This is a genomic window from Paraglaciecola chathamensis S18K6, from assembly GCA_000314955.1.
Taxonomy (GTDB): domain Bacteria; phylum Pseudomonadota; class Gammaproteobacteria; order Enterobacterales; family Alteromonadaceae; genus Paraglaciecola; species Paraglaciecola chathamensis.
Genome location: BAEM01000027.1, coordinates 101,445 through 124,338 on the forward strand (window position 1 = coordinate 101,445; position 22,894 = coordinate 124,338).

At 44.7% G+C, this 22,894-nt stretch carries 19 protein-coding genes; 12 read left to right on the top strand and 7 right to left on the bottom strand.

What is annotated here, in order from left to right; all coding sequences use genetic code 11:
• Positions 1-56: 56 nt before the first annotated feature.
• Positions 57-1,289, top strand: coding sequence for a multidrug effflux MFS transporter (locus tag GCHA_RS08715; RefSeq protein ID WP_007987193.1), 1,233 nt, complete (start codon positions 57-59; stop codon positions 1,287-1,289).
• A 172-nt stretch (positions 1,290-1,461) separates the two neighbouring features.
• On the top strand, positions 1,462-2,109 hold the full coding sequence (locus GCHA_RS08720) for a YiaD family glycine zipper/OmpA-like lipoprotein (protein ID WP_007987195.1): 648 nt from the start codon (positions 1,462-1,464) through the stop codon (positions 2,107-2,109).
• Between the two features lie 125 nt (positions 2,110-2,234).
• On the opposite strand, the gene GCHA_RS08725 is transcribed toward GCHA_RS08720, so the two are convergent.
• Together GCHA_RS08725 and ilvC are read right to left on the bottom strand one after the other, a co-directional pair.
• Complete coding sequence (locus GCHA_RS08725; RefSeq protein WP_007987196.1) at positions 2,235-2,546, bottom strand: hypothetical protein; 312 nt, start codon at positions 2,544-2,546, stop codon at positions 2,235-2,237.
• A 628-nt stretch (positions 2,547-3,174) separates the two neighbouring features.
• The gene (gene ilvC, locus GCHA_RS08730) at positions 3,175-4,659 is read right to left on the bottom strand and encodes a ketol-acid reductoisomerase (RefSeq protein WP_007987200.1); all 1,485 of its coding nucleotides are present in this window, start codon (positions 4,657-4,659) and stop codon (positions 3,175-3,177) included.
• Positions 4,660-4,801: 142 nt separating this feature from the next.
• Between ilvC and ilvY the strand changes: the two genes are divergently transcribed.
• The gene (ilvY, locus tag GCHA_RS08735) at positions 4,802-5,656 is read left to right on the top strand and encodes an HTH-type transcriptional activator IlvY (protein WP_007987202.1); all 855 of its coding nucleotides are present in this window, start codon (positions 4,802-4,804) and stop codon (positions 5,654-5,656) included.
• On the opposite strand, the gene GCHA_RS08740 is transcribed toward ilvY, so the two are convergent.
• The 3 genes from GCHA_RS08740 to GCHA_RS08750 all read right to left on the bottom strand — a co-directional run bounded on the left by GCHA_RS08740 (position 5,646) and on the right by GCHA_RS08750 (position 9,492).
• On the bottom strand, positions 5,646-6,842 hold the full coding sequence (locus GCHA_RS08740; RefSeq protein WP_007987204.1) for a PepSY-associated TM helix domain-containing protein: 1,197 nt from the start codon (positions 6,840-6,842) through the stop codon (positions 5,646-5,648). The genes ilvY and GCHA_RS08740 overlap by 11 nt on opposite strands.
• A gap of 417 nt (positions 6,843-7,259) precedes the next feature.
• On the bottom strand, positions 7,260-8,774 hold the full coding sequence (locus tag GCHA_RS08745; RefSeq protein ID WP_007987206.1) for a YifB family Mg chelatase-like AAA ATPase: 1,515 nt from the start codon (positions 8,772-8,774) through the stop codon (positions 7,260-7,262).
• A 97-nt stretch (positions 8,775-8,871) separates the two neighbouring features.
• The gene (locus GCHA_RS08750; RefSeq protein ID WP_007987208.1) at positions 8,872-9,492 is read right to left on the bottom strand and encodes a trimeric intracellular cation channel family protein; all 621 of its coding nucleotides are present in this window, start codon (positions 9,490-9,492) and stop codon (positions 8,872-8,874) included.
• Between the two features lie 439 nt (positions 9,493-9,931).
• Here GCHA_RS08750 and ilvD point away from each other — a divergent pair, with 439 nt between their 5' ends.
• Both ilvD and ilvA read left to right on the top strand, forming a co-directional pair.
• Positions 9,932-11,779 (top strand): dihydroxy-acid dehydratase, encoded by a 1,848-nt coding sequence (gene ilvD / locus GCHA_RS08755; protein ID WP_007987210.1) that lies wholly within the window; start codon positions 9,932-9,934, stop codon positions 11,777-11,779.
• Positions 11,779-13,329 carry a threonine ammonia-lyase, biosynthetic gene (gene ilvA, locus GCHA_RS08760; protein WP_007987212.1) on the top strand — a complete coding sequence of 517 codons (1,551 nt, stop codon included), beginning with the start codon at positions 11,779-11,781 and terminating at the stop codon, positions 13,327-13,329. The genes ilvD and ilvA overlap by 1 nt, the downstream gene beginning before the upstream one ends.
• A gap of 123 nt (positions 13,330-13,452) precedes the next feature.
• Here the strand turns inward: ilvA and plsB are convergent, their stop codons facing one another.
• The gene (plsB, locus tag GCHA_RS08765; RefSeq protein WP_007987214.1) at positions 13,453-15,888 is read right to left on the bottom strand and encodes a glycerol-3-phosphate 1-O-acyltransferase PlsB; all 2,436 of its coding nucleotides are present in this window, start codon (positions 15,886-15,888) and stop codon (positions 13,453-13,455) included.
• Between the two features lie 355 nt (positions 15,889-16,243).
• Here plsB and lexA point away from each other — a divergent pair, with 355 nt between their 5' ends.
• The 6 genes from lexA (at position 16,244) to GCHA_RS08795 (ending at position 21,756) form a co-directional block, all read left to right on the top strand.
• Positions 16,244-16,867 carry a transcriptional repressor LexA gene (gene lexA / locus GCHA_RS08770; RefSeq protein WP_039992271.1) on the top strand — a complete coding sequence of 208 codons (624 nt, stop codon included), beginning with the start codon at positions 16,244-16,246 and terminating at the stop codon, positions 16,865-16,867.
• A gap of 414 nt (positions 16,868-17,281) precedes the next feature.
• Positions 17,282-18,406 carry a cytochrome c oxidase subunit II gene (gene coxB / locus GCHA_RS08775; RefSeq protein WP_437123584.1) on the top strand — a complete coding sequence of 375 codons (1,125 nt, stop codon included), beginning with the start codon at positions 17,282-17,284 and terminating at the stop codon, positions 18,404-18,406.
• Between the two features lie 10 nt (positions 18,407-18,416).
• The gene (ctaD, locus tag GCHA_RS08780) at positions 18,417-20,015 is read left to right on the top strand and encodes a cytochrome c oxidase subunit I (RefSeq protein WP_007987219.1); all 1,599 of its coding nucleotides are present in this window, start codon (positions 18,417-18,419) and stop codon (positions 20,013-20,015) included.
• Positions 20,016-20,033: 18 nt separating this feature from the next.
• Positions 20,034-20,261 (top strand): hypothetical protein, encoded by a 228-nt coding sequence (locus tag GCHA_RS08785; RefSeq protein WP_007987221.1) that lies wholly within the window; start codon positions 20,034-20,036, stop codon positions 20,259-20,261.
• Positions 20,258-20,863 (top strand): cytochrome c oxidase assembly protein, encoded by a 606-nt coding sequence (locus GCHA_RS08790; RefSeq protein WP_007987222.1) that lies wholly within the window; start codon positions 20,258-20,260, stop codon positions 20,861-20,863. The genes GCHA_RS08785 and GCHA_RS08790 overlap by 4 nt, the downstream gene beginning before the upstream one ends.
• Positions 20,864-20,874: 11 nt before the next feature.
• Complete coding sequence (locus GCHA_RS08795; protein ID WP_007987224.1) at positions 20,875-21,756, top strand: cytochrome c oxidase subunit 3; 882 nt, start codon at positions 20,875-20,877, stop codon at positions 21,754-21,756.
• Positions 21,757-21,812: 56 nt separating this feature from the next.
• On the opposite strand, the gene GCHA_RS08800 is transcribed toward GCHA_RS08795, so the two are convergent.
• The gene (locus tag GCHA_RS08800; protein WP_013755031.1) at positions 21,813-22,022 is read right to left on the bottom strand and encodes a DUF2909 domain-containing protein; all 210 of its coding nucleotides are present in this window, start codon (positions 22,020-22,022) and stop codon (positions 21,813-21,815) included.
• 107 nt (positions 22,023-22,129) lie between these two features.
• Between GCHA_RS08800 and GCHA_RS08805 the strand changes: the two genes are divergently transcribed.
• A complete protein-coding gene (locus tag GCHA_RS08805) occupies positions 22,130-22,804 on the top strand; it encodes an SURF1 family protein (protein ID WP_007987230.1) in 675 nt (224 codons plus the stop codon).
• The last annotated feature ends 90 nt before the right edge of the window (positions 22,805-22,894 follow it).

Consider the following 22,894-nt stretch of genomic DNA (forward strand, 5'->3'; position numbering starts at 1 on the left):
CATGTCATACTTCACTCGATGGTAGAATTAGCATTTAGTCTAATAAAGGAATTCTCATGGCCAACGCCCCTTTTACCAATGATGCCAAGGTTAAACCTGCTCTAGGGTTAGCCGAGTTTGTGGCTCTGATGGCGTTGATGACTTCTTTAGTGGCTCTGAGCATTGATGCCATGTTGCCAGCGTTAAACCAAATCGCATTGGACTTAGCAATCACTGACCCGCAAGACACACATTTGATTGTGTCATTGTTCTTTATTGGGATGGCGTTCGGGCAGCTGTACTTCGGTCCAGTATCTGATGCAAAAGGGCGGCGTTTTACTATTATCACCGGTTTGCTGATATTTGGTGTAGGCACGATCGTTTGTATGTTTGCTGAGTCTTTGACTGTGTTATTAATAGGTCGTGTTATTCAAGCCTTCGGGGTCTCAGGGCCTCGAATCGCAGCCTTAGCGGTCATTCGTGATCAGTACAAAGGCGAGGCCATGGCGCGGGTGATGTCTTTTATTATGATGGTGTTCATTCTGGTGCCTATGCTGGCGCCTAGCTTTGGTCAGGCCGTTTTGTTTTGGTTTTCTTGGCAGCACATATTTTCATCATTCTTGGTTATCGGTTTTCTTACGGGTATTTGGTACTTTACCCGCCAGCCAGAAACCTTACCGAAACATAAGCGAGTTCCCTTCAGCTGGAAGCAACTTTCGATTTCCAGCCGCTATATCTTAAGTAACAAGATGGTGATGTTTTATACCTTGGCTATGGGCTTTGTTTTTGGCAGCTTTTTGGCGTACATCAGCGCGTCTCAAACTGTGTTTCAGGTGATATATGATACGGGGGAGTTGTTTCCTTTGTATTTTGCGTTATTGGCATTCTCTATTGGTTTTGCTTCGTTTATAAACGGTACGCTTGTAATGCGCTTGGGAATGCGCAAGCTTTGCACTTGGGCTATCTTCGGCTGGTTGGGCTTTACGACGATACTGCTGATTATGTGTTTGGTATACGATGGGCTCCCTCCCCTTAATGCGTTAGTGAGTGTTCTATTCGCTGCCTTTTTCTGTATAGGCATTTTGTTTGGGAATCTTAATTCTATGGCCATGCAGCCACTGGGAGACACCGCTGGGCTTGGCGCGGCAATCATTGGCTCTTTAAGCAGTATGGTTTCGGTACCTGTCGCTGTGTTTGTGGGTAGTTTTATCGATGAAGTTATGACTCCTATTGCCATCGGGTTTGTAGGGTTCGGGGTTATCACTTTTTTATTCTTCTGGTTTGCAGAGCGCACTCCCACAAAAGTCTAATTTACATTTCTCACTCAAATTGGCAGGAGTTTTCAATCTTGGAACACTTCCTGCTTTCATTTAAACATTCATTTATGGTTCAGCTATTGGTTGGATAATCCACATTATAAATTTTGCCTTGCGAAATCTGGTTCGCAAAGTTAGGTCAAAGTCGTTTTATAGGGAGTCTCAGATGTACAAGAAACTGATTGTTGGTGTAGCGTTATCGGGGTTAGTACTAAGTGGTTGCGCATCGAATTCTATGGGCAATGCTTCAAATACACAAAAGGGCGCTGGTATTGGGGCCATCGTCGGCGCGCTCATTGGTAAAGGTACGGGTGACAATGACAAGAGTCGCTACGTATGGGGCGCAGCAGTCGGCGCATTAGCCGGCTCTGCCATTGGTAATTACATGGACAGGCAAGAAGAAGAGTTTCGTGAAGAGTTAGCTGATAGTGGCGTTGAAGTGTATCGAGAAGGTGATGTTTTGCGCTTGTACATGCCTGGCAGCATTACGTTTAGTTCAGGCAATGCATCGGTCGACAGTAGCTTTTTTCCGGTGCTAAAAGACGTAGCTCTTGTGATCAATAAGTATGAAAAAACTACATTAATGGTTGAAGGTCATACAGACAACACTGGTGCTGATGATATGAATCAACGTTTATCAGAAGCCAGAGCAAATAGTGTGAAAAATTATTTAGTACAAAATGGCGTTGATAACAGACGGGTTTCCACATTGGGCATGGGTGAGTATACGCCGATTGCGGATAATACGACTCAAGCAGGACGTCAGAAGAATCGTAGAGTTGAGCTTAAAATTATTCCAATGAGTAAGGACTAAAATAGGCAATATAATGATGGGGTGCTATGCAACGTGCCTCATTGTTATCCTTAACAATGAAAGCATGACGTCGTTAATACGTTTTAAGTGGGGGTAAAGCGGGTTGGATTTTAAAGATAAGAAAATTATTTAACTAAACGAATAGCAGGACGCTGTACTTTAGTGGGTTCTATCTCAATCACTTTTGAGCTGCGAACACCGTTTTTCATACGGTCATAAGACACATACTTCATGTCGAGTGATTCGCAAAACTTATAAATGGTTAGGAAGTCACTTTTAGAAAGTTCTTCGTTGTCTTTGGTTAGCTGTGTATCAATGTACATTTGCTCACCGTTCGCCGTTAACATCGCTACCGCTGAATAAGGGTCGCCATGATTGGCCACTTTCAACGCTCTAACCATTTTCACTTCAAATACCCAGTCGCCCATTTTAGTCATTCTAGTGATTCTTTCGCTCATTGGATTTCCTGTTGTGTTGGTGGGTACATGTTTTGGGGTTCGGGATCATCCTTAAAGCAATACGCAGGCCACTTTTTCGATCGCGCTATATAAGGGATGTCAGCGTTCCTAGGATCTTGAGTGTTTCTTTTTGGGTACATCGAGGGTGATAGTAGAGCAAAATGTTAAGAAATTGTGGTTGTTTTTCATTGGTTTAATGCCGATCGTTGATTTATATGGAAAAATTTATAAATTTTTATGTATGAATTTGGCTACATTGTATTCAATTTTGCTTTTACATTGGACATAGTTTGAGACAAATTGACCCAAAAACGTGTTTAATTCGATTTCTTGAAAAAAATAAAATGGTAATTAAATTAGTCATTTATAAGTAACAGATCATTATTTAATAGGGCAATTTGATCGTATTGGCGCCTTAGTGATTTTTCCTCAGTCGCTATTTATTTCCTACCTAATTATGTGCGGCTTAAATCCAAAGCTGAATAGATTTAGATGAATAATAATATTTTTGCATATAAAAAAGCCCAGCCAAATTGGCTGGGCAAAGAGGGCTTTTTACAGCACCTAACGACAGAAATCGTTCAATTTACTATTCGTTTATGAAGGGTTATACCGCTTCAACTATGGCTTTCATGTCAGTCATGTAGCCACGTAATGTGTCACCTACGCTTTCAACACCGTGCTCACGAATCGCTTTGTTAACCGCTACTAGCGTTTTATTATCAACACTGTTGCTTGTTGCTGCGAAAGGCTTACCAATTAACTCTGTGCCTATGCTTGGCATTAATTTATCAGCCAATAATGGAATGGCCGCGTTAGCAAATAGGTAGTTTCCGTATTCTGCTGTATCAGAGATAACCACGTTCATTTCATACAAACGCTTACGTGCGATAGTGTTAGAAATAAGTGGAGTTTCGTGCAATGACTCGTAGTAAGCAGACTCAGGTAAGATGCCAGCTTCAACCATAACGTCAAATGCTAATTCAACACCTGCTTTGATCATGGCTACGATGAAAACGCCGTTATCAAAGAACTCTTGCTCATCAATTTTTCCGTTATACTCTGGTGCATTCTCAAAACCAGTTTTGCCGGTTTCTTCGCGCCATTTCAACAAGTTAGCATCTCCATTGGCCCAATCTTCCATCATAGTGCGAGAAAACTCACCGCTGATAATGTCGTCTTGATGTTTGCCAAATAAAGGTTTTAGCATCTCTTTAAGCTGCTCAGATAAATCAAATGCTTTGATTTTTGCAGGGTTCGATAGGCGGTCCATCATATTGGTCACGCCACCAATTTTAAGTGCTTCAGTGATAGCTTCTAGTCCGAACTGAATCAAGGCACCTGCGTAAGCTGGGTCGATACCATCAGCAACCATTTTCTCATAACCAAGCACAGCAGCAGCTTGCTGCATACCACAAAGAATGGTTTGTTCGCCCATTAAGTCAGATTTCACTTCTGCTACAAATGAAGACTCAAGAACGCCTGCGCGGTCGCCTCCGGTTGCACTTGCTAGTGCTTTAGCTATATCCCAACCTTGCTGTTGAGGATCGTTCTCAGGGTGAACCGCAATCAATGTAGGTACACCGAATCCACGCTTATACTCTTCGCGTACCTCAGTACCAGGGCACTTAGGTGCGCACATCACAACTGTGATATCTGAACGAATTTGTTGACCTTCTTCAACGATATTAAAACCGTGAGAGTAACCAAGTGATGCGCCTTCTTTCATTAGGGGCATAATGGCTTCAACAACGCTTGAGTGTTGTTTATCAGGCGTTAAGTTATAAACCAAATCAGCACTAGGAATAAGCTCTTTGTAAGTGCCTACAGTGAAACCATTCCCACTTGCACGTTGGAATGAATCACGTTTTTCATCGATAGCGGCCTGACGAAGTGCATAAGCGACGTCTAAACCTGAATCTCGCATGTTAAGGCCTTGGTTTAAGCCTTGAGCGCCACAACCTACGATGACTATTTTTTTGCCTTTAAGGAAATTACAGCCTTCTGAAAATTCGCTGCGCTGCATGAATCGGCAACGACCAATTTGGTCTAGTTGCTGACGTAAAGATAATGTATTGAAATAATTTGCCATTTTTAAAATCCTAGTAAGTGCAACAAGTCAGTGACGATCTCGTGTGATTGAGAGAATAGGGTATTTCTTCTGTTGATTAAAATGATATATTTGCAATTTAATATTTCATATTTTGCAACATGGCTTTGGTAGGAGGATTAAAGTGGATATTCGTAGCTTGGAACTGTTTCAACATTTAGCCAGTAGTTTACACTTCAGCAAAACCGCTGAAGCCTTATTTGTCAGCCCTTCCACCCTAAGCCGGGTTATTCAGCGTCTTGAAGAAGACTGCGGCACGCCACTATTCGTACGGGATAACCGCAAAGTTAAACTCACGGCTGCTGGGGCAAAGCTATTGCGTTTCTCTCAGCAAACCTTGTCTGAATGGAAAAAGGTAAAGTGGGAGTTACAGCAAGATCATGAGCAAATTCAAGGGGAATTGAGCCTGTTTTGTTCAGTGACCGCCAGTCAAAGTCATTTGCCGCAATTACTGGATAGTTTTCGCCATCAATACCCACAGGTGGAAATTAAACTGAATACTGGCGACCCTGCTCTGTCAGCTAGCAAGGTGATGAAGCAGGAAGTGGATGCAGCCATCGCCATTCATACGCCTGACTTCCCCTCTGATTTGACGTTTTTACCTCTTGGTGAGGTGCCGCTGCTGCTTATTGCGTCTAAAGAAACCCAAATAACTCGCTTGAGCCAAGTGGACTGGCGGGAGCATTCAGTGATCTTACCTGATTCTGGCCCATCAAAACGCATCGTTCATCACTGGTTTGCTGAGCAGGGTATTCGACCGCGTGTGTATGCGACGGTAGCAGGTAACGAAGCGATTGTAAGTATGGTGGCGCTCGGTTGTGGCCTGGGCATAGTGCCGGAAATTGTATTGGATAATTCAACCATCAGTCAGCGGGTAAACCGCATTCGCCTAGACGATATTGAGCCCTATCAAATTGGGCTTTGTTGTATTAGCAAACGGCAAAGCGAGCCTGCTATTCAAGCACTATTTAATTGTTAATCAGTGTTGGTTTCGTGGGATTAGGCTTTCGATTAGTACGTATTCGCCAGCGTATAAAGCCAAGTAAAAACAATAGTAAAACGGCTGCGCCGACAAACAGCCAGAAAACGCGAAGAACTAACCCGCCAGCACTGCCATCATGCAGTGCATGTAACCAGCCTTTAATGATGTTCGCAGTGCCATGATCCCATGTTGAAAAAATGTCTATGACCGCTGCCGTTTGCGCATCAACTTTAACAAATGTGTTGGGAAAACGCGTTGAAGGATCTTCAGGTGTTTGAAATCTAAAGGTAAAATATCTCGAAGACACATCTGTATTATCAGGGGTGTAGATCCAAGCGAGCCGTAGTTCGGGCTGTTGATTACGGTTGCTTTGCTGCGCAGGTAAATGATGAGCTATTGCACTGCGGGAAGCCAAAAGCGCTTGCTCAATACTGATGTGTTTATGCTTTGAAATGGGTTGTTCAAGTACAATTTTTTTAGCTGATTGTACCGGCTCAAGTAACTGGTTTAGGATTGAGTTTGTTTCTTTTGGTAAAGCCAACATTACCCCAGTCGCTATCAGTACAAAAAGTGGAATGAAGCTTATTAACCCTAGAACTTTGTGCCAATCGTAAAGCAGCCCTATAGCAGAGCTTCGAGCTTTAAATTTAAGGGATTTACCCCACTGCCCTTGTTTGGGCCACCAAGCCAGCAAGCCGCTAAGCAGTAATATGAGGGCCGCCAAACCCATATAACCAATGATGACGGTGCCAGTTTCACCAAACAGTAACGTGTAATGTAAATTGTACAGCCAAGTGACCAAATAATGGCCCCAGTAATTTTGGCGCAGTACGGTTTTTCCATCATCGGTAACCCATACCATTAAAGGCGCGAACCCTTCATTTTGTGTTTCTGGTGGGTTGTAATAACGGCCAGAGACCGCTCTGTTGCTATCATTTACTTCAATTCGCCAAGAGCCACTTTTATCTGGGTAGGCGGTATTCAGCGTTGCGAGAGTGTTATCCCAAGTCGCATCTGTGGTGGCTTGTTTACGCTCAAGTTCAGGGTGTAACCAAGTATCGATTTCAACATAAAAAACCAGCGCAGCACCAGATAAGCAGATTACAACGAGCAACAGACCAAGGCTCAAACCCAACCATAAATGGAATCTTCTGGCGTATTTTTTAAAAGGAATTGATTGCAATGTTTAATACCATTCCACGTTAATAAGTGATGACTCAGCGAGAGTTTAAAAGGGCTTAAACAAGGCGCATGACTGACAGCTCTTTATTAAAAGAAAACTAGTTCTCTTTCGAAGTCATGCAACGCAGTGTAAGCCCTTTTAAAACTCGCCTGCAAGGAATGCCCCAGCGGCTTTTGCTCTGCGTTCTCACTATTTGAAAGGGAACAACCATTACTACATAGCGACGCCTTAATCAAAAACCGCTGGACGCATTCTGAGGCGGTCACTTATTAATGCGGATTGGTATAACCTGTGGCTGGGCTCAATAAACAAGTTCGTTATTGGGGGGCTGCTGTTTCGTCGGGTGCTGATCCGTACCCCTAAGAATAACGTGAATGAAATTTATAACTCAACGAGCAAGCGCTTTTAATCCCAAGATTAATTGTAAGCAAGTTGCGCCAACATACGGTCAAATGCTCGATAGTTAAGGGCTTCAGCCAAGTGCTGGCGGGTGATTTGGGGTTGGTTAGCAAGATCTGCTATGGTCCGAGATACCTTTAGCACTCTATGATAGGTGCGCAGAGATAAGCCGAGTTTTTCCACCGCACTTTGCAGAAAACGTTGGTCTTCACTCGAAAGTTGACAGTACTCCTGCACCTCTTTACTGCCGAGCATAGTGTTGGGTTTGTTGTTGCGTTTTAGGGCGATATCACGTGCAAACACCACTCGTTCTCTGATGTCTTTACTGCTACTTCCTCGCGTTTTCACTTGCTCTGAGAATTCATTGCCGTTGAGTTTAGGAACATCTACTTGCAAATCAATCCGGTCTAAAAATGGTCCCGAAATACGGTTGAGATAGCGCAGTATTTGGTCTGAAGTGCATCGCCCGTCGTTCAAGCTGCCCGTTGGGCTTGGGTTCATGGCTGCGACTAATTGAAATTGCGCGGGAAATAGCGCTTGCCTTGCGGCACGTGAAATCGACACAGACCCTGATTCTAGCGGTTCACGTAATACGTCAAGCACCTTACGGTCAAACTCTGGTAATTCATCTAGAAATAGCACCCCGTGGTGAGCGAGGGATATTTCCCCCGGCCTAGGAACACTGCCGCCACCGACTAATGCAACCGCCGAGCTAGTATGGTGAGGGTGACGAAAGGCACGTTGTTTCCACGTTTGTGGATTAACCGGTTTACCTACTATGGAGTGAATGGCGGCGCTGGCGAGAGCTTCTTCATCTGTCATGGGCGGTAAAATGGTGATCAAGCGACTGGCTAGCATGGTTTTACCCGTGCCCGGGGGGCCAGTGAACAGCAAATTGTGCCCCCCTACTGCGGCAATTTCTAATGCTCGCTTGGCTGAGCTTTGCCCGACTACGTCTTGCAAATCAACTTCATATTCGGCTTCTTGAGAGATATTTTCGGAGGTAAATAACGGTAAGGTGTTTTGCTTACCTAAATGGTGAAATACATCGAGTAATTGAGAAGCTGGGACGATTTTTGCGCATTTTATCAGGGCCGCTTCATTAGCATTTTCAACCGGCAATATGGCTGTACGCCCTTCTTTGGAGCAAGCGTAAGCAAAAGGCAGTGCACCCTTTATGGGGCGAATTTCACCTGATAGCGCCAGTTCTCCCACTAGCTCTATTCTGTCTAAATCTATCCCCTTAAGCTGACCACTGGCGGCAATAATACCAATTGCGATGGCCAGATCGAACCGCCCTCCTTCTTTAGGCAAATCAGCAGGCGCGAGATTGACCGTGATACGCCGCGCGGGAAACTCAAAGCCTGAGTTTATTAAGGCACTGCGCACACGGTCTTTGGCTTCACGTACTGACGCTTCGGGTAAGCCAACCAAGTTGAAGCAAGGAAGCCCGTTGGCGAGGTGTACTTCTACTGTGATAAGTGGGGCATCAATACCGACACTGGCTCGTGATAACACTACCGCTAATGACATAGGCAAAGCCTTTTGCGCGTCAAACTAGAATGTCATAAGGCTAGTCAAGCGCACGGGTTAGCGCCAATTAGCATCCTTATTCAAGCAGTTAGCGAACTCAATCCATGTGTTCTGGGTTAAAAACAGGTAGGTGCCAATGCCATTTCATCGCAGCCAAACGAGTTGCTAGGGTAATTACAAAACCAATGATCATGCAGCTATAAGTTGATAGCCCCAAATAAAATGCAGCTATATAACAGGCTCCACCAATAATACAGGCGGTGGCATACAGCTCGCCCTTCAGTACCAGAGGAATTTCACGGCAAATAACGTCACGAATAAGACCGCCAAAAACCCCTGTCATAGTGCCAAGGGCTATCGCGATAAAGGGGGATGCACCATAGCCTAGCGCTTTTTGTAAACCCATGACGTTAAAAAAGGCTAAACCAATGGCGTCAGCGACCTGCAGGTAGCGAAGGGGAAAGCGATGGCTGATGCGCAGCCAAATAATGGTGCAAAATGCCGCGCCGAGTATGGCAAAGAAGAAGCTATGATCTTGCACCCAAAATACGGGAAGATCTAAGATGATGTCACGCAGCGTGCCGCCGCCAATGGCGGTCACTGAAGCTAAAACAACCACGCCAAAGCCATCCATATGCTTTTTATAGGCCATCAAGGTGCCTGAAACAGCAAACACTGCTACGCCCATTAAATCAATCCAATGTAACCAGGTACTCATAAATCTTCTCACTGCTATTTGAGGCTGAATGATACCGTTAAATGATAAATTCTAAATAGCCAAACTCTGGGTTTGTATATAAACGACGCAAAAAAAGCATATAGCATTGCTTGATCCCTTGCAGGGGTTCGTGTTACCAATATAGGCAGTGACGATACACCCAAATTAAGTTAGAAATTAATCTAATGTTCTATTCCGACTCGTGCAGCAAAGTAATTATTTTGGTGACAGTAGTGGAGACGTGTTCTCTGCGGGGATAGATCTGAATTAACGTCAGACATTTTTAACCCCCCGCACGTAAGTTCGGGGGGTTTTTTGCTTTTGGCATAAAATTTTCTGAAACAGCTATTTCGACGGCCGGTAGAGGTTTTTCGCGCATTCCTATTTAAATGCGACCTCGACGGATTTTTTACATTATTTAAGTTAGAGAGAAGAGACAATGCCCAAGTTACGCTCAGCAACGACAACCCAAGGTAGAAATATGGCTGGTGCCCGCGCGCTCTGGCGTGCGACTGGTATGAAAGATGGTGATTTTGGTAAGCCAATAATTGCTGTATCTAATTCATTTACTCAGTTTGTACCGGGTCACGTTCATTTGAAAGACATGGGGCAATTAGTAGCACGGAGCATTGAAGCTGCCGGTGGCGTAGCAAAAGAGTTCAATACGATTGCCGTCGATGACGGTATTGCTATGGGTCACAGCGGTATGCTGTATAGCTTGCCTTCGCGGGAAATCATTGCAGACTCGGTTGAATACATGGTGAATGCTCACTGTGCAGATGCCATCGTGTGTATCTCTAACTGCGACAAAATCACCCCAGGGATGTTAATGGCGTCTATGCGCTTGAATATTCCAGTCATTTTTGTTTCTGGCGGCCCAATGGAAGCAGGCAAAACCAAGCTTTCAGATCAAATTATTAAATTAGATTTGGTTGATGCCATGGTCGCCGGCGTTGATGACAATGTGAACGACGAACAAAGTGGCGAAATTGAACGCTCAGCTTGCCCAACATGTGGTTCGTGTTCAGGTATGTTTACCGCAAACTCTATGAACTGCTTAACAGAAGCGCTTGGGCTGTCGCTACCTGGTAATGGTTCAATGTTGGCTACCCACGCGGATCGTGAAGGATTGTTCAAGCAAGCAGGTACCCAGATAGTTGAATTGTGCCGTCGTTATTATCAACAAGATGATGAATCGGTTTTACCGCGCAACATCGCCAACTTTAAGGCATTTGAGAATGCTATGAGCCTTGATATTGCGATGGGCGGCTCAACCAACACTATTTTGCATTTGTTGGCTGCTGCGGTTGAAGGGGAAGTACCTTTTACCCTAGATGATATAGACCGCTTATCACGCAAAGTACCGCATTTGTGTAAAGTTGCACCGTCTACCCCTCAGTATCACATGGAAGATGTGCACCGAGCTGGTGGCGTGCTGGGTATTTTAGCTGAGTTGAATCGAGCTGGCTTGTTACATGGTGATACGCCCCATGTTTTAGGTAAAACCATCGGCGAAGTCATTAGTGAGTGGGATATTACGCAACCTGAAAATGCCCATGCCCTCGAGTTTTTCCGTGCAGGCCCAGCGGGTATCCGTACAACTAAGGCGTTTAGCCAAGACTGTCGTTACCCTACTGCCGATACAGATCGTGAAAATGGTTGTATTCGTAGCCGTGCTAATGCCTTCAGTGAAGAAGGTGGTTTGGCTGTGTTGTTCGGTAACATTGCACAAGATGGCTGTATTGTAAAAACTGCCGGTGTGGATGAATCGATTCACGTATTCACTGGGCGCGCACGTATTTACGAAAGCCAAGACGATGCTGTTAAAGCGATTTTAGCTGACGAAGTGGTAGCGGGTGACATAGTGGTTATTCGTTACGAAGGCCCTAAAGGTGGCCCGGGAATGCAAGAAATGCTTTACCCAACAACGTACTTGAAAGCCAAAGGTCTAGGTAAGAAATGTGCCTTGATCACAGACGGTCGTTTCTCTGGTGGCACCTCAGGTTTATCTATTGGTCACTGTTCACCAGAAGCTGCTAGTGGTGGTGGTATCGGCTTGGTTGAAGAAGGCGATAGCATGACGATTGATATTCCACAGCGCAAAATTGGCGTAGATATCAGTGATGAAGAGCTTCAAGCTAGACGTGAAAAAATGGAGCAAAGCGCAAATCCTTGGAAGCCCGCTACTCGTGAGCGTAAGGTGTCATTGGCGTTAAAAGCGTATGCTCTTTTAGCTACAAGTGCAGATAAAGGCGGCGTGCGCGACGCCAGTAAATTGGAAGACTAATGACCACCAGTGCCCAAGAGTATTTAAAGAAAGTATTAATGTCGCCCGTCTATGACGTGGCGGTAAACAGTGAGTTTGTGCATTTAAACAAATTCTCTGCTGTTTTAGGCAACGATGTGTGGCTTAAGCGAGAAGACCAACAACCCGTTAAATCTTTTAAGCTGCGCGGTGCCTACAACAAAATTAGCCACCTTGATGATGCATCTCTTGAAGCCGGTATTATTACGGCTTCAGCGGGGAACCATGCCCAAGGGATAGCGTATTGTGCTTCTCGCAAGAATATTCAGGCTACGATTGTGATGCCTGAAACCACACCGGATATTAAAGTGGAGGCAGTGCGTAATTTTGGTGGTAACAATGTCAATGTTGTACTGCATGGGACTAGTTTTGACCAAGCAAGCCAGGAGTCTAAACGACTAGCGGCGCTGCACGGCTATACCATGATCCCACCATTTGACGATCCTGATGTGATTGCCGGCCAAGGCACCATTGCCAAAGAAATGCTTGAGCAAAACCCCAACTTAGATGTGGTGTTTATCGCTGTGGGCGGCGGTGGTTTAGCCGCTGGTATGAGTGTTTATTTAAAGCAGCTTAAACCGAGCATTAAGATTGTGGCCGTGGAGTCGAGCGAGTCAGCCTGTTTACAAGCAGCCTTAAAAGCCGGTGAGCCAACCCCTCTGCCGTTTGTGGGTATCTTTGCCGATGGTGTGGCTGTGAAAACCATCGGGACTGAAACATTTCGCTTGTGTCAGCAATACGTAGATGAAGTGATTACCGTCAATAACGATGAACTGTGCACAGCCATTAAAGATATTTTCGATGATACTCGGGTCATTGCTGAGCCAGCTGGAGCATTATCAGTAGCGGCTATGCGCAAATACGCCAAGCAAAACGAGGTGACAGGAAAAGTGTTTGGTGGTGTGCTATGTGGCGCTAACATCAATTTTCATACCCTGCGTTATGTGTCTGAGCGCTGCGAATTAGGTGAGCAAAAAGAAGCTGTTTTTGCGGTAAAAATTCCTGAGAAAAAAGGCGCGTTTAAACACTTTTGCGAACTGCTAGGCGGCAAAATTATCACTGAGTTTAATTATCGCTTTGCCAGTGATAAAGAAGCCCATATTTTTGTCGGGGTAAAATTGCGCCGAGGCCAAGAAGAGTTTGCAGAGTTAATGCGAACCCTCAGTGCCAGCAACTATCCCTGTTTGGACATGTCAGACAATGAAATGGCCAAGCTGCATGTTCGTTATATGGTTGGAGGGCGACCTCCTGCTTTACTTAATGAGCATTTATTCTCGTTTGAGTTCCCCGAACAACCTGGGGCACTTATGACGTTCTTAAAAACCTTAGGTGAGCGTTGGAACATCACATTGTTCCATTATCGCAACCACGGTGCTGCAGAAGGCTTAGTGCTCGCTGGTTTTGATTTTCCTGATACGGAACGCGCTGATTTTGAAGCGCATTTAAAGCAATTGGGCTATCAATACGCGGAAGAAACGGAAAATCCTGCCTATAAGTTTTTCTTGTCTGATGTGAATGGCATCTTTAACTAATTAGTGGGTAATAAAAAAGCGTTGGGCTATTTACCCAACGCTTCTCTTTAGTATTCGACTTTCACGAACAACGTGTTGTACCACTCCAGGTTAATAAGCTCCCCTTGTTAACATGGAATAGTATTATATTTGCTGAAGTCGTTGTGCTATTTCTGGTGAAATGAGCTCTTCAACTGTGGCAAGCAGCGCTTCGCTAGTATCTGAATGTTCCAACTGCCCCTCGCTAGATGCATTAATAAGCGCATTGTCTTTCAGCGCGTGAATGAAAGTGGACAGCACATTCTTATCGAAAAACTCTGGTGAATTAATACCATGTAATGCTGCTAAGCGTTCTGCGAACTCACGGCTTTGCTTTTCTAAACGGCCACGGCCAATGGTTTTCTCTTTTTTCAGGATGGTCAGTACCGCAGCGTAGCGCTGTAATGTTTCTTGAATACTGCGATTGAGTAACCAGAAAGAATAAAACGCTTTGCTGGTGGCTGCAGGTGGGCATAGGGTTTCACCTTCGTGGCGCAATAAGCCCATGTCCAACATGGTGCTTAATAGGCGGTCGGTGTATTGCATTGCTTGCTCTTGGCTCATATAAATAAATAGCTCACGCTGTAGCAAGGGGTAAAGCTGACCCACTAGTGAAATCACTTGCGTTTTTGCCAAGCCTTTGTGAGCAAAAACAATAGCGCCGACCAAGCCAGGTAAGGCAAATAAGTGCAGAATATTATTGCGATAATAGGTTAGCGCTACCGCGTTCTTACGTTTTAACGAAATAATTGTACCAAAGCTATCTTGCGACACTTCGAGCTTATTCAGTTTTAATGTGCTCTCTACAAGGGCTTTGCCATCGGCTTGTGGAATGCTCGACAAATCACTGTAAGGCGCATCTTTTAGTAAGGCTAAATAGTCATCTATTGCGCGTTCGAGCTCATCTTGCGCCATGGCATGCTTTTTCGCTGAGAGTAAACACATGGCACAAAGTGACATACCACTGACTGCAGCAGCCTGGTTGATACGCCCCATTACATCATTCGCCAATGTATTGACCGCCGGGGTCAACCACCGTGGCTTTTTGTCCGTTTCTAGATTCTGCGATTCTCGCCAATCAGGTACTTCTTGGTCTAAAAAATTACTTAAATTAATTGGATCACCAAAATTTAAAAAGCCGTTTCCATAGTTTTTAAGCTTACGTACCGCAGAAAACACCTGAAAAAATGACTCTTTCTTTTTATCTGTGCCTTTGAGCTCTTTTAAATAACTAGATACCTCCATTACATGCTCGTAGCCGATATACACTGGCACGATACTCACGGGGCGGTTAATCCCTTTAATCAGCCCTTGCAGCGTCATGGCCAGCATACCGGTCTTAGGGGGAAGCAAACGACCTGTGCGACTGCGGCCGCCCTCAGGGTAGTATTTTACCGAATAACCCTTATTGAACAGCAGTTCTAAGTATTCTCTGAATACGGCGGTGTACAGTTTATTACCGGCAAAACTACGGCGTAAAAAGAACGCCCCGCATTTGCGTAATATGCCACCGATTGGCCAGAAATTGAGGTTGATGCCAGCGGCGATATGCGGAGTAACTAAGCCTTCATGATAGATAACATAGGTTAACAATAGGTAATCCATGTGGCTGCGATGACAAGGTACGTAGATGATTTCGTGGCCATTTTGTGCCAAAGCGCGAACTTTATCCGCGTGTTTTACTTCAATGCCGTTGTAGACCTTGTTCCAGATTTTGGTCAATAAGCGGTCGCCAATTCGCACCAAGCCTTCACGGTAGTCAGCCGCGATTTCATCCACATATTTTTTCGCTTTGGCTTGTATTTGATGGTTTGACTGCTTTTTACTGAGCGCTTCGTCGCTTATCGCTTGGCGCACTGAATCTGCCCCTAGCACTGCATTATATAGTTCTTGTCTTTCTAATAAGGTTGGGCCGATAAGGTTTTGGCGTCGACGATGAAAGTGGGTACCCGCTAAGCGGATCAGCTTATGGGCGATCTCTTCATCGCTGCCCTTTAAATCTGCCATGGTACGGGAGGATACGGCTTTACTGTAGCAAACGAAATTATCGCGTCCTAAAAATAACACAATGAAAAACTTACGTAGCCAACTTGGAGAAACTTGATTGGCAATAATGTCTGACCAGCCCGAAAATTTGCGACCCGGCGCCCTGCCCCAAAAAATAGAAACAGGCACAATTTGTAGGTCTAGTTCCGGGTTTTCTCTATGGATATGAAAGAGTTTGGTGACGTCATCTGCAATGTTGGTAATTTTGACCTTTCTGGTCAGAACCGAGCGCGGCTGCTGTAAAAACAAGCAAGCAGGTAATTCCTTTCCCCCTACCTCTATGGCTTCTGAAGGTTTAGGTAAGCCAAGGGCATTCGTCGACCTTTTTAAGGCAAATTGGTCAGTAACCGAATGGGTACGCAATAAATAAATAATGGGCTTTGTGGTGTCAATTCCAAGTTCGGTCGCTATATCCGTGGGGATGCTATTGACCTTAACAAGCCATTTTAGCGGGACAGATATAATTGTTAGCAGCAGTTTATGCAGCCATGCCATAAGAGAGATACCTAGGTAGTGAAAGACGCCAATAGGATACCACGTTCTCCGTGTTTTCCACCCTGCGTAAGCGGTTTATAGGTCTGATGACTTACCCTTAATTCTCTCTGCATGAGCGCCACTGAAGGGCTATACGATATTTTTGGTGCAATTATTTAACCGGTTGGTTTATTGAGGAGCAGCTTTTTTGTTTGGCCCATTTATACGCACGTTCGCGCTACCAAGAAAAGTTGGTAAGTGGAAAAACACACCAATTGTGCAACCTGCCTTTGTTACGTCATAAATAATAAAAATTTGAGATTTAGTAACGACTGTATATACTCACAGTTAAACTGTATGAAACAACAGGCTGTGTATGCGTCCACTAACTCCCAGACAAGAAGAAGTTCTACAACTGATTAAAACCACAATGCTGGATACCGGCATGCCGCCAACGCGGGCCGAGATTGCTAAACATCTTGGTTTTAAATCAGCTAATGCGGCTGAAGAACACCTTAAAGCTTTGGCACGAAAAGGGGCGATTGAGATATTGCCCGGTACGTCTAGAGGTATAAGGTTAACAGAGCCGTTAGAAGATCAGTTAGAAGATCAAGGGTTACCCCTTATTGGCCGCGTAGCCGCTGGTGAGCCTATTCTGGCCCAAGAGCACGTTGAAATGCACTATAAAGTTGACCCAAGTCTGTTTAAGCCCAGCGCTGACTTTTTATTGCGAGTCAGTGGTATGAGTATGAAAGATATCGGTATTTTGGACGGCGACCTACTGGCTGTGCATAAAACAACGGATGTGCACAATGGTCAGGTTGTGGTTGCTCGCGTGGACGAAGATGTGACCGTTAAACGTCTTGAACGTAAAGGACGTCAGGTAGTACTGCACGCCGAAAACGATGACTTTCAGCCGATTAAAGTGGATTTAGCCACACAGCCTTTCAACATTGAAGGTATTGCTGTAGGTGTTATTCGCAATGCTGATTGGATGTAACAGTTTAAAACCTCACACATAAGGGAGAGACTTCTCTCCTTTTTCTCCCTTTTTCGACTTCTGTAGTGACACTAGAATTCGTCATTTTATCGCAACTTGCGAACTTTTTATTTTTTCTAAAACCCGCTTTTAAAACCCATCTAAAAATCACGTTTGTTAGCGAAATGTAAACGTAACACACTGATCGGCTGATTGAATTTTGTTCGATTGGATATAAAATAAACAAAATAACTGGACTACTCCCCCTGTTTTGGGTAATGCTTGTTATAGGGTTAACAAGTCAGTAACAAAATCGTCTTGTACAAAACCTTACAATAATAAAATAAGACGTAAAGTTTGTTGGCTAGCGCCACTATTTCAAGCGTTTGACAAGCAGGGGGCCGAGTGAAGAAGATTTCGTTAAGTGTGATGGCAATGCTAGGAGTGTTTCAAAGCGGAACCACTTTCGCAGAGTCTGTATCCGACTTAGATCAATACCAGCTAAATATGCGCAGAGGTGTCACCGACATCAGTGCAGAGGTCTATGACTTGCATATGCTGATGTTTATTATCTGTGTCGTTATTGCTGTCGGTGTATTCGGCGCGATGTTTTATTCGATTCTATTTCATCGTAAGTCTAGAGGTGCAAAGCCTGCGAACTTCCACGAGAGTGTGAAAGTAGAAATTGCTTGGACGGTTGTTCCCTTTATTATTCTGATTGTAATGGCTATTCCTGCGGCTAAAACGCTTATCGCCATGGAAGACGCCAGTGAGCCTGACGTGACAGTGTTGGTGACCGGATCTCAATGGAAATGGCACTATAAATACATGGATAACGATGTGGAGTTTTTCTCCCGTCTCGCCACACAGCCGGACGAAATATCAGGCAAGTTAGAAAAGGGTGTGAATTATCTTCTCGAAGTGGATCAGCCGCTTGTTATACCTACTGACAAGCGTGTTCGCTTCCTAATAACCTCTGATGATGTGATCCATTCTTGGTGGGTTCCTGATTTTGCCGTTAAACAAGACGCCAATCCTGGTTTTATTAACGATGCGTGGGCTCAGGTCAATGAGCCTGGTATTTATCGTGGGCAATGCGCTGAGTTATGCGGTAAAGATCATGGCTTTATGCCAGTGGTCGTTATCGCTAAAGAGCCCGCTGAATATGATAAATGGATAGGCGAGCGCCAAGCAATTCAAGAAAAAGCCAAAGCAGAAGAGCAAAGATTACTCGCCATGAACATGAGTAAAGAAGAGCTTATGAGTAATGGTCAGAAAATATATACATCCGCCTGTGCGGCTTGTCATATGCCTAATGGTGAAGGGCTGCCGGGGGTATTTCCTGCTTTGAAAGGCAGTGATATAGCGCTGAATGATATGGCTACGCATATTGATATCGTGCTCAATGGCAAAACCGGTACGGCTATGGCCGCCTTCGCTAAGCAGTTGACCATGTCTGAACTTGCTGCGGTTATCACCTATGAGCGAAATGCTTGGGGTAACGATACCGGTGATTTAGTACAAGCAAAAGATATCAATGCTGCTTTAAACGGCCAATAGGGAGACGATCATGAGCACAGTAACTGACACGATTCATCACGACGACGATCATCACGAACATCATGCGCCTCCTTCAGGTATTAAGCGCTGGTTGTACACCACCAATCATAAAGACATAGGTACTCTTTACCTGTGGTTCGCTTTTATTATGTTCTTAACCGGTGGCGCCATGGCGATGGTTATCCGCGCAGAGCTATTTCAGCCTGGATTACAAATTGTCGATCCTAACTTCTTTAACCAAATGACCACAGTACACGGCCTGATAATGGTATTTGGTGCTGTTATGCCAGCCTTTACAGGGCTTGCTAATTGGCTCGTACCTATGATGATCGGCGCGCCAGATATGGCATTGCCACGTATGAATAATTGGAGCTTTTGGATCTTACCTTTTGCTTTCTTGATCCTACTATCATCATTGTTCATGGAAGGTGGCGGTCCTGCATTTGGTTGGACTTTCTATGCCCCTTTGTCCACTACCTATAGCGGCGATAGCACTGCGTTGTTTGTATTCTCGGTGCATATCATGGGGATCTCTTCGATCATGGGCGCGATCAACGTGATCGTGACTATTTTCAATATGCGCGCCCCAGGTATGACTTGGATGAAAATGCCACTCTTTGTGTGGACCTGGCTGATAACGGCATTCCTGCTGATAGCGGTCATGCCGGTCCTAGCTGGCGCTGTAACTATGGTACTCACCGATAAGTTCTTCGGTACGAGCTTCTTTGATGCCGCTGGTGGCGGTGATCCGGTTATGTTCCAACATATCTTCTGGTTTTTCGGACATCCGGAGGTATACATCATGATACTGCCGGCTTTTGGGATCATTTCCCAAATTGTACCGACCTTCGCTCGTAAACGGTTATTCGGCTATGCCTCAATGGTGTATGCAACCGCATCAATCGCGTTATTGTCCTTTATCGTTTGGGCTCACCATATGTTTACCACGGGAATGCCGGTATTTGCCGAGATGTTCTTTATGTTGGCAACTATGCTGATCTCGGTGCCTACTGGAGTAAAAGTATTTAACTGGGTCGCAACGATGTGGCGAGGTTCTCTAAGCTTCGAAGTGCCCATGCTGTTTGCGTTGGCGTTTATTGTGCTGTTTACGATCGGTGGATTGTCAGGTTTGATGCTGGCTATTACCCCGGTGGACTTTCAATATCACGATACCTATTTCGTGGTAGCCCACTTTCACTACGTGTTAGTAACGGGTGCTATTTTCTCAATTATGGCAGCTGTGTATTACTGGTTACCTAAATGGACTGGGAAAATGTTTGATATCACGTTGGCCAAATGGCATTTCTGGTGCTCTTTGGTTTCGGTAAACGTGTTGTTCTTCCCTATGCACTTTGTGGGATTAGCCGGTATGCCACGACGCATTCCTGATTATGCACTGCAGTTCGCAGACTTTAATAAATGGATAAGCCTCGGCGGATTCGCGTTCGGTTTATCTCAGTTAATTTTCTTGGCACTTCTTATTAAGGCTTGCAGTAAAAAAGGTGAGCCCGTGAGTGACCAAGTGTGGGAAGGAGCTGAAGGCCTAGAGTGGGAAATCCCTTCACCTGCTCCATATCATACGTTCGAAACACCGCCTGTTATTAAGTAGGCGGTTTAGGAGCACATTATGTTGCTAGGTAAAGCCAAACACTCGAAAACATGTTTAGTAAAACGCTCATTGGCCCTAACGCTAGGCTTTATGGCATTTGGTTTTTGTAACAGCTTACAAAGCGATGGGTATATTCCATTCAGTGCGGCTGACCGATTCGCGTTACACAACGAAATGTATATTGCCGGTATGACGCAGCAGGGACTTGAGCAATCCTACTCCGGAATGTTTTGGCATTCCTTATGAATAAAAAGCCAGAGCAACCGCCAGAAGCCACTGGCGCCAGCAAGCAGAAAACGCAGACCAATCACGGCAAAATGGTTGTAAAGCTATTGGCTGTGGTATTGGGGATGTTCGGTTTCGGTTTTGCGCTAGTGCCTTTGTATGATGTTTTTTGCGACCTTACCGGGCTTAATGGTAAGACAGCGAATTCTGCCGCTGTATATGAAGTCATGGAGGTAGATGAGTCTCGCACCATAACGATTGACTTCATCACCCGTACAAATACCGGAATGGCGTGGAAGTTTGAAGCGGAAAAACGTCAAGTCAAAGTTCATCCAGGGCAGATGAATGAAATCAATTTTACGGTCAATAACCCGACGACACACTCTGTTGTTGGTCAAGCTGTGCCTTCGGTTTCACCCGGTACAGCAGCGTTATTTCTAAACAAAACAGAATGTTTTTGTTTTGAACAACAGGTTTTGCAAGCAGGTGAATCGGCGGTTATGCCGATGCGGTTCTATGTGGACCCACAATTACCTGACGACATTAGCTATTTCGCATTGCAATACACCTTATACGACGTCACCGCGACGGCAGGTGATCTTGTAATGAATCGTGGTGAATAGGAGAACGAATAATGGCTCAGCCAGAATATGAAAAGTATTACGTACCCGATAGCAGTCCTTGGCCTATCGTTGGCGCAGTCGCGTTATTTTTGATTGCCGTCGGTGCTGGGAACTTTGTAATAGAGCAAACTAGAAACACGTCAGGTTATGGTGGCCATATTTTAGTTGCCGGTTTTGCTACGCTCATTTTTATGTTGTTTGGTTGGTTTAGAAACCAAATTCATGAGTCTATGAGTGGGTTGTACAGTGCCCAATTAGGGCGTTCATATCGTCAGGGAATGGCTTGGTTTATCTTTTCTGAAGTCATGTTTTTCGGTGCATTCTTTGGGGCGCTATTTTACGCGCGGATGATCGCAATTCCTTGGTTAGGTGGTTCAGGTAATAACGCAGCAACAAACGAGGTGTTATGGCCCGCCTTCGAAGCGATATGGCCACTCGTTGAAACCCCAGGTGGAGTACAAACTGAAGCCATGGGTTGGTATGGCTTGCCGCTTATTAATACGGTGATTTTGTTAATCTCTTCAGTCACTTGCCATTTTGCACATGTGGCGCTTGAAGAGAACAAGCGCGGTCGTTTAAAGCTGATGCTCGGGATTACTGTATTGCTTGGAGCAATATTTATGGTCCTACAGGTTGAAGAGTATCTGCACGCTTATCAAGAAATGGGCTTAACGTTGCAATCTGGTATTTACGGCAATACCTTCTTTCTACTCACTGGGTTTCATGGTTTACATGTGACCTTAGGCGCCATTATCTTGTTCATCATGTTGCTAAGAATCTTTAAAGGGCATTTTACCCCTGATGACCACTTCGCCTTTCAGGCGGGCAGCTGGTATTGGCACTTTGTTGATGTGGTTTGGGTAATGTTGTTTTTCTTTGTGTATATATTGTAATTGCGTTACCTCTCCACAGGCCTTAACAGTAGGGCCGTGGAGAGGGTTTGAGATTTTTAATAAGGACGAGGATTCGGCTCAATAAGCCCAGTGGCCATAGCAATAAGGATGACTAACACAATCGCCACTGACGTTAAAACTCGCCTGCCAATATATTTACTCATATTTGCTTGTTTCGGTTCGTCTTTAAGCATCACAGTCATAGCTTTAAACAAGTTATAAATCATAACGATAAGTAGTATTCCGATGATTATCTTTATTAGCACTTTGGTTTTCCCTCTCGCTGTTTTTTTTATTGTTGATGAGCATGCTTAGGGTCATTAAGCGATTACCTTTAATTTCTACACTAGTGACTTTGTGCGCTGTTGTCATCATGTTTGCGCTTGCAAACTGGCAATTACAACGAGGTTTAGACAAAGCACAGCGTATGCAAAGCATTGATTCAGCATCAAATAGTGCGTCATATTCCCTTGAAACCCTATTGACGCGCAATCAAGATATACAGGATTTACCGATTTCGTTCTCTGGTTCGATAAATCCACAGCACGTTTTTTTATTGGATAACCGAATCAAACAGGGGCGCCCAGGATTTGACGTCTATGTAATCGCACAAAGTGATACTCATAATGTACTGGTTAACTTCGGCTGGGTAGCAGGTAAACAAATGCGCGATGATCTACCTGAAGTGTCACTGCCAGATAGACTGAACGATGCGCAAGGGCGCATTGTGTTGCCCAGTGACAACCCCATGGTCACAGAAACCGCTACACATGATGCGTTATGGCCCAAGGTCATACAGCAAATAGATATTCAATTTATTGAACAGGTGCTACATGCTGAAGTATTGCCGTTTGTGATTACACTCACGCAAAGCAATGAGCAATTTATACGCGACTGGCAACCAGTGGTAATGCCCCCAGAGAAGCATTATGCCTATGCGGTGCAATGGTTGGGTTTAGGTATCGCTGCATTTTTTGTATATTTTTTTGCACTTCGCGCACGTTTGCGCTCCGGACTTAAGAAGGGATCCCATGAACAAGACGAATAACAAACGCCTGATTATCACGCTCGCTCTTGTATTTATTTTGCCAGTCGTTTTGGCCAAACTCGCGTTGGACAATAATTGGTTTAACAAAGC

Bases quoted from the DNA above. Each gene is read 5' to 3' on its own strand.
- GCHA_RS08715 (WP_007987193.1), top strand. From the start codon at position 57: ATGGCCAACGCCCCTTTTACCAATGATGCCAAGGTTAAACCTGCTCTA.
- GCHA_RS08720 (WP_007987195.1), top strand. From the start codon at position 1,462: ATGTACAAGAAACTGATTGTTGGTGTAGCGTTATCGGGGTTAGTACTA.
- GCHA_RS08725 (WP_007987196.1), bottom strand. From the start codon at position 2,546: ATGACTAAAATGGGCGACTGGGTATTTGAAGTGAAAATGGTTAGAGCG.
- ilvC (WP_007987200.1), bottom strand. From the start codon at position 4,659: ATGGCAAATTATTTCAATACATTATCTTTACGTCAGCAACTAGACCAA.
- GCHA_RS08745 (WP_007987206.1), bottom strand. From the start codon at position 8,774: ATGTCATTAGCGGTAGTGTTATCACGAGCCAGTGTCGGTATTGATGCC.
- GCHA_RS08750 (WP_007987208.1), bottom strand. From the start codon at position 9,492: ATGAGTACCTGGTTACATTGGATTGATTTAATGGGCGTAGCAGTGTTT.
- ilvD (WP_007987210.1), top strand. From the start codon at position 9,932: ATGCCCAAGTTACGCTCAGCAACGACAACCCAAGGTAGAAATATGGCT.
- ilvA (WP_007987212.1), top strand. From the start codon at position 11,779: ATGACCACCAGTGCCCAAGAGTATTTAAAGAAAGTATTAATGTCGCCC.
- plsB (WP_007987214.1), bottom strand. From the start codon at position 15,888: ATGGCATGGCTGCATAAACTGCTGCTAACAATTATATCTGTCCCGCTA.
- lexA (WP_039992271.1), top strand. From the start codon at position 16,244: ATGCGTCCACTAACTCCCAGACAAGAAGAAGTTCTACAACTGATTAAA.
- coxB (WP_437123584.1), top strand. From the start codon at position 17,282: ATGCTAGGAGTGTTTCAAAGCGGAACCACTTTCGCAGAGTCTGTATCC.
- ctaD (WP_007987219.1), top strand. From the start codon at position 18,417: ATGAGCACAGTAACTGACACGATTCATCACGACGACGATCATCACGAA.
- GCHA_RS08785 (WP_007987221.1), top strand. From the start codon at position 20,034: ATGTTGCTAGGTAAAGCCAAACACTCGAAAACATGTTTAGTAAAACGC.
- GCHA_RS08790 (WP_007987222.1), top strand. From the start codon at position 20,258: ATGAATAAAAAGCCAGAGCAACCGCCAGAAGCCACTGGCGCCAGCAAG.
- GCHA_RS08795 (WP_007987224.1), top strand. From the start codon at position 20,875: ATGGCTCAGCCAGAATATGAAAAGTATTACGTACCCGATAGCAGTCCT.
- GCHA_RS08805 (WP_007987230.1), top strand. From the start codon at position 22,130: ATGTTTGCGCTTGCAAACTGGCAATTACAACGAGGTTTAGACAAAGCA.